This is a genomic window from Rhodococcus sp. BS-15 (genome assembly GCF_000813105.1).
Classification (GTDB): domain Bacteria; phylum Actinomycetota; class Actinomycetes; order Mycobacteriales; family Mycobacteriaceae; genus Rhodococcoides.
The window spans coordinates 1-5,990 of record NZ_BAOX01000289.1 but is presented as its reverse complement, the minus strand read 5'-3'; the positions used below and the strand labels follow the sequence as shown (position 1 = coordinate 5,990).

4 protein-coding genes and 3 pseudogenes are annotated in these 5,990 nt (G+C 66.7%); 5 read left to right on the top strand and 2 right to left on the bottom strand.

Annotated elements, in window-relative coordinates; all coding sequences use genetic code 11:
- Positions 1-776: pseudogene (locus RHBS_RS22915) on the bottom strand (alpha/beta fold hydrolase); the annotation flags it as partial.
- 80 nt (positions 777-856) lie between these two features.
- On the opposite strand from RHBS_RS22915, the gene RHBS_RS31650 reads away from it, so the two are divergent.
- The 5 genes and pseudogenes from RHBS_RS31650 to pip all read left to right on the top strand — a co-directional run bounded on the left by RHBS_RS31650 (position 857) and on the right by pip (position 5,001).
- Complete coding sequence (locus RHBS_RS31650) at positions 857-2,005, top strand: nitrilase-related carbon-nitrogen hydrolase (protein WP_272913887.1); 1,149 nt, start codon at positions 857-859, stop codon at positions 2,003-2,005.
- Entirely contained in the window at positions 1,987-2,586 is a 600-nt protein-coding gene (gene nadE / locus RHBS_RS31645) for an NAD(+) synthase (RefSeq protein ID WP_272913886.1), read from the top strand. The genes RHBS_RS31650 and nadE overlap by 19 nt, the downstream gene beginning before the upstream one ends.
- Before the next feature lie 117 nt (positions 2,587-2,703).
- Positions 2,704-3,554 (top strand): annotated as a pseudogene (gene panB, locus RHBS_RS22905) (3-methyl-2-oxobutanoate hydroxymethyltransferase).
- A gap of 42 nt (positions 3,555-3,596) precedes the next feature.
- Entirely contained in the window at positions 3,597-4,043 is a 447-nt protein-coding gene (locus RHBS_RS22900; RefSeq protein ID WP_121869569.1) for a hypothetical protein, read from the top strand.
- A 1-nt stretch (position 4,044) separates the two neighbouring features.
- Positions 4,045-5,001, top strand: coding sequence for a prolyl aminopeptidase (pip, locus tag RHBS_RS22895; protein WP_128646492.1), 957 nt, complete (start codon positions 4,045-4,047; stop codon positions 4,999-5,001).
- On the opposite strand, the pseudogene RHBS_RS22890 reads toward pip, so the two are convergent.
- A pseudogene (locus RHBS_RS22890) lies at positions 4,991-5,990 on the bottom strand (RNB domain-containing ribonuclease); the annotation flags it as partial. The gene pip and the pseudogene RHBS_RS22890 overlap by 11 nt on opposite strands.

The window sequence follows — 5,990 nt, the reverse complement described above, 5'->3', positions numbered from 1 at the left end:
GAGCACCATCGCGCGAACGTTGGACGGGAATTCCTCGGCGTACGCGGTCCCGATCCGGGTGCCGTAGGAGTAGCGATGTACGTCAGCTTCTCGTCGCCGAGAACCGCGCGGATGACGTCCATGTCTCGCACCACTTCCCGGGTGCCGACGTGCTCGAGCACGTCCGCCCCGGTCCGCTCGACGCACTGCGCGGCGTAGTCCCGATGTTCGGCCTCGGTCGCCGCGATGCCTTCGGGGCTGACGTCCACATCGGGTTCGCGACGCTCCTCGTCGATCTCCTCGGACGTCAGGCACCGCACTTCCGGCTCGGATGCTCCGATCCCGCGTGGGTCGAAGCCGATTCGATCGAAGCGATCGGCGACGGCGGTACCTGCGGCCTGCCCGGCGAGGTAGAGCCCCGACGAGCCGGGCCCGCCCGGGTTCATCAGTATCGATCCGATCTTCTCGCCCGTCGCCTTCGTCCGCGAGATGGCGACCTCGATCGTCGTGCCGGTCGGATCGGCGTAGTCCAACGGCACGGTCACCATCGCGCACTCGACGGCGCTTCCCAGCTCGCTGCCGTCGGTGTTGTACCGGTCGCAGGACTCCCACTCCAGCGTCTGGGTGTAGAACGTCTCGAGCCCTGAAGGGATCGGGCCGACGGCGGATGCCGACGAGGAACTGTCGGGCGCAGCGGAGTTCTCGGGAGTGGCTGTCGGCTCGGAGGTGGAGCAGCCGACGCCCAACACGGCGACCGTGGACAGTGCCACGGCCGTGCTCCTGGTGCGCGTTCTCATGGCTCGATCGTGCCAGGTCTTTCGAGCGCTTCGCTCCCGCTGCCGGGCGGGGACGTCGTCCGAGCACTAGCGTGGACGCAGTGCAGGCACTTCGACTCGCCCTCGCCCAGATCAATTCCGTCGTCGGCGATCTCGCCGCGAATTCCGCGGCGATCGTCGAGTGGACGGTCCGCGCAGCCCACGACGGCGCCAATGTGGTGGTGTTCCCCGAGATGGCGCTGACGGGGTACCCCGTCGAGGATCTGGCTCTGCGACCGTCGTTCGCCGCCGCATCCGCTCGCGCCCTGACCGAGTTGGCGACAGCCTTGGACAGTGCCGGGTGCGGCGATCGCATCGTGGTGGTCGGTTATCTCGATCGCGACGCCGAGGGCTCGCGGAACAGCGCCGCAGTGATCGCCGACGGACGGGTGACGACGCGATACGACAAGCACTCCCTTCCCACCTACCGGGTGTTCGACGAGGCCCGCTACTTCGCTCCGGGATCCGGCCTGAGCATCACGACGGTGAACGGCCTGCGGCTCGGTGTCGTTGTCTGCGAGGACATCTGGCAACCGGGCGGGTCCGTGCCCGCCTATGCCGCGGCCGGGGTGGACATGTTGCTCTGCCTCAATGCCAGCCCCTTCGAGCAGGGCAAGGACGAGGTGCGGCGCTCCATCGCCCTGCGCCGGGCCACCGAGATCGGCGCTCCGATCGCCTATGTCAACGTCGTGGGCGGCCAGGACGAGCTGGTGTTCGACGGGGCGAGTTTCGTCGTCGGGCCGGACGGTTCCCTCTGGGGCCGCTCCCCCCAATTCGTCGAGCATCTCCTGATCGTCGACGTCGATGCCCCGACGGCGCCGCATCCGGATGCCGCCGACGTACCGGGCTGGACCATCGATCGGGTGACGCTCCCCGACGTGGCGGTCACCGGCTGGCAGCGAGCCGAGCCGTTCCTCGCAGAGATCGTGGGCACCGAGGAACAGGTGTGGGGTGCACTGGTGACCGGTTTACGAGACTACGTGCACAAGAACGGTTTTCGATCGGTGGCCCTCGGATTGTCCGGCGGTATCGATTCGGCGGTGGTCGCCGCCATCGCCGTCGATGCTCTCGGTAGCGATGCGGTACACGGAGTGTCGATGCCCTCGACGTACTCCTCGGATCACTCCCGCACCGATGCAGAGGATTTCGCGTCGCGCACCGGTATTCATTTCCGCGTCGAGCCGATTGCGACATGGTTGCCTGCTACGTAGACCAGCTGCACCTGAGCGGGCTCGCCGAGGAGAACATTCAGGCCCGCTGCCGAGGCATGCTGTTGATGGCACTGTCGAACAGCTTCGGCCACCTGGTGTTGGCCACCGGAAACAAATCCGAACTGGCCGTAGGCTATTCGACGATCTACGGAGATGCCGTCGGCGGCTTCGCACCGATCAAGGACGTGCCGAAGTCGCTCGTGTGGGATCTGGCGCGGTGGCGAAACAAGTCCGCTGCCGACCGCGGGGACATCCCACCGATCCCCGAGTCGAGCATCGACAAACCGCCGTCCGCCGAGCTCCGGCCGGGCCAGCTGGACACCGACTCCTTGCCCGACTACGACGAACTGGACGCCATCGTGTTCCGCTACGTCGACCACGATCAAGGCTTCGCGGACATCGTGGCGGCCGGGTTCGACGCGGCGGTGGTGGCGGACATTCTGCGCAAGGTCGACGCGTCGGAGTACAAGCGGCGTCAGTATCCGATCGGCACCAAGGTCACCTCTCGTGCGTTCGGACGCGACCGCCGCATGCCGATCACCAACGGCTGGCGGGACTACACCGCAGTCGACGAGGTGTGACGAATTGCACTGCCGGTAGCGCTCCGGCAGGTCGCGCGCAGTGGCAGACTCGACCACGTCATCACACCCCATCCCGGGGACCGCCGAGCGGGCCTCGAGGACCAGAAAGGGACAAAGATGTCCGAAACTGCTGTGTACGGCGGGGCTGCTCAGGAAGCGCCCTCCACCGCCTTGACCCGCAAGACCCGCACCCACCATCTTCTGCAGATGAAGGCCGACGGTGAACGCTGGGGAATGCTCACCGCCTACGACTACTCCAGCGCCCGCATCTTCGAGGAAGCCGGCGTACCTGTTCTCCTCGTCGGTGATTCGGCAGCGAACGTCGTCTACGGCTACGACACCACCGTGCCGATCACCGTCGACGAGCTCCTCCCGCTGGTCCGCGGAGTGGTCCGCGGCGCACCGCACGCCTCGTCGTCGCAGATCTGCCCTTCGGCACCTACGAGGCCTCGCCGCAGCAGGCCCTCGAAACCGCAGTTCGGTTCATGAAGGAAGGGCTCGCGGGCGCAGTCAAGCTCGAAGGCGGTGAGCGCGTGGCCGCTCAGATCGCCGCGATCACTGCCGCGGGCATCCCGGTGATGGCCCACGTCGGCTTCACCCCGCAGAGCGTCAACACGTTGGGTGGCTTCCGCGTCCAGGGGCGCGGAGACGCGTCCGAGCAGCTTGTGGCCGACGCCATCGCAGTCCAGGAAGCCGGCGCGTTCGCCGTCGTCATGGAGATGGTTCCCGCCGACATCGCCGGCCAGGTCACCCGCAAGCTCACCATTCCGACGGTCGGTATCGGTGCGGGCAACGAATGCGACGCGCAGGTTCTGGTGTGGCAGGACATGGCCGGATACACCAACGGCAAGACCGCGAAGTTCGTCAAGAAGTTCGCCGACGTCGGCGATTCACTGCGGACCGCGGCGACCACCTACCTGTCCGAGGTGCGGTCGGGAGTCTTCCCCGGGCCCGAACACAGCTACTGATCGTCCTCGTCTCTGCCTCGTTCGGGTGGCACACTCTGGGGCATGACACTCAGACGGGGTACGACATCCATTGCCGCGAGAAGCGTAGTCGCAGTAGCAAGCGCGGCTGCGCTTCTCGCCGTGTTGGGGGCGTGCAGTACCGACACCACCAACATCGGTTCGTCATCCACCACGACGGTCGCACCGACCACCACGGTCACCGCACCGCCCGCGGACGCAGTGATCACCGACGCACAGAAGCAGCAGTTGTGCACCGATCTCGAGGCGCAGCTGTCCAATTGGCGTGTTCAGGGGCCCACCCTGGGCCGCGGCGGGCTGAACATCCTGGTGCAGACCTGGGCGGCCCAGAGCGGTGTCATCAACCTGCAGGTGGTGCAGAACCGCGCGATCGTCGACGACATCACGACCGAGACGTGCTCGGACGTGCGGGACGAGGCCATCCGCTCCCTCGATATTCCTGATCTGGCATCCGGTCTGGTGGGCTTCTAGGATGCGGACCCTCTACCCCGAGATCGCGCCCCTCGAGACCGGACACCTCGACGTGGGTGACGGCCAACAGATCTACTGGGAAGTCTCGGGCAACCCCGACGGTGCGCCGGTGGTGTTCGTGCACGGCGGTCCGGGCGGTGCCACCAATCCGTTGCAACGCCGGTACTTCGACCCGCAGACCTATCGAATCGTGCTGTTCGATCAGCGGGGCTGCGGGCAGTCGACCCCGCACATCGCCGACGGAGCCGATCTGTCGGTCAACACCACCCACAGCTTGATCTCGGACATGGAGAAGCTCCGGGAGCACCTGGGTATCGACACGTGGTTGGTGTTCGGCGGATCCTGGGGCTCGACGCTGTCGCTGGCGTACGCGCAGTCGCATCGCGATCGCGTGCGGGGGCTGGTACTGCGGGGGATATTCCTGGTGCGGCCGTCGGAGATCGACTGGTATTACGGCGGCGGGGCAGGCCACATCTTCCCCGATCTGTGGGAGAAGTTTCTCGAACCCATTCCGGAGGACGAGCGCGACGGCGATCTCGTTCAGGCGTACCACCGACAGTTGATGTCCGACGACCGCGAGGCCGCAACCCGAGCTGCGGTGGCGTGGTCCACCTGGGAGGCGGCGACGAGTTACCTACTTCCGAAACCGGATGCAGTGCAGGACAACTCGGATCCACGGTTCGCCCTGGCATTCGCCGGTATCGAGAACCACTACTTCCGCAACAACTGCTTTCTCGAAGAGAATCAACTGCTACGTGACGCCCACCTGCTCGACGGCATTCCTGGCGTCATCGTGCAGGGCCGCTACGACGTCATCTGCCCGGCAACGAGCGCGTGGGCGCTGCACAAGGCCTGGCCCGGTGCCGATCTGGTGATCGTCGACGACGCCGGCCATTCTGCGGCCGAGCCCGGCATCGTGCATCACCTCGTCGAGGCGACGGATCGTTTCAGGCCGTGACGGCCGGGTAGTCGAACCGGACTGTGCGAGAGTCGGTGTCGGCCCGGGTCAACCGGACCTTCACCGACTCCCCCGCGGGCGGTTCTCCGTCGCACTTTCCGAGAACGATCGGCTGTGACACCAACACCTCGGCGTCCCGCTTTCCCTCGGCACCGCGCAGCACGACCGCAGAGAACTGCTCGCCCACTCGGTCTTTCAGTACGTGCGCTTCGGTGAGGTCGATGCAGGCGCGGTCCACTTTCGACGCCGCGGAATCCGATCCGCGCATGGTGGCGGGCAACTCCGGCAATGCCTGCGCCGCCCAGTCCGGTACCGCGCTCCGGCCACGACGGCCAGGCACACCTCGGTGGCGAAGCGATCGGACAGTCGACGCAGCGGTGCCGTCACGTGCGCGTACGGCGCGCCGATTCCCGAATGCTCGACCGATGTATCACTGTCCACTGGGTTCGTTGTGCGGTCGAATGCGAGGTAGTCCGCACCGCGCAGCAAACCGGTCGCCTGGGTCATCATCGCCAGCGTCGACGGCTCGTCGGTGGGCAGTCCGGCCAGCACTGATCCGGCGGATGCGCCTGCGGGCCAGTCGATTCCGAGTGCTTGTGCCGTCTTCTTCAGTGTGTCCACCGATTCGGACGAGGCAGGCGGTAGGGTGCGCACGATGCCGATTCCGGCGTCGAGCATGATTCTGGCGGCGCACATTCCCGTCAGCAGCGATACTTCGGCGTTCCACCCGTCCACTGCGGTGCGTGGTTGCAGGACGGTGCGCCAACCTCGCCCGTCGGGCACCACTTCCTGCTCGGGCAGGGTGATGTCGACGGCTCCGCGTCGTCTGGCCGCAGCTGCGCGCTTGGCCCCGAATTCGGCCAGCGCGGCGATGGACGGATGCGGTGTCCCCGCGTCCACATCGGCTTGCACTGCGGCGTAGTCGAGCCGGGCGGTCGATCGGAACGAGCGCGCGGGGATGCCGTCCACGCAGCCCGCCTCGCCGACGC